The organism is Streptomyces lincolnensis (assembly GCF_021173675.1).
Taxonomy (GTDB): domain Bacteria; phylum Actinomycetota; class Actinomycetes; order Streptomycetales; family Streptomycetaceae; genus Streptomyces; species Streptomyces lincolnensis_B.
In genome coordinates this window covers 1-255 of the sequence record NZ_JAIHON010000077.1, presented here as the reverse complement: position 1 = coordinate 255, position 255 = coordinate 1, and the positions used below count along the sequence as shown (strand labels likewise).

At 62.7% G+C, this 255-nt stretch carries 1 protein-coding gene; it reads right to left on the bottom strand.

Features of this window, described 5'->3' with window-relative positions; all coding sequences use genetic code 11:
• Positions 1–20 precede the first annotated feature (20 nt).
• A partial coding sequence (locus K4B79_RS47635) for an integrase core domain-containing protein (protein ID WP_232033721.1) occupies positions 21–255 on the bottom strand: 235 nt, incomplete at its 5' end.

Below are 255 nucleotides of genomic sequence, written 5' to 3'. Positions count from 1 at the left end.
CGGGGCCCGACACTTCCGTTCTATGCCGCAAGGCCGAGTCGTTGTCGGTAGCGGGTTCTCGCTTCGTACGGCGTGATGTAGCCGATGGTCGAGTGGATCCGCTCCCGGTTGTAATGTTCCGCGATCCGCCGGAAAACGTCCTGCCGAGCCTGCGTGATCGACTCCCAGACCGTCGTGCCGATCTCGGCTTTGAGGACGGCGAAGAAACTCTCCGCCGCGGCATTATCGAAACAGGACCCGGTTCGACCGACGCTC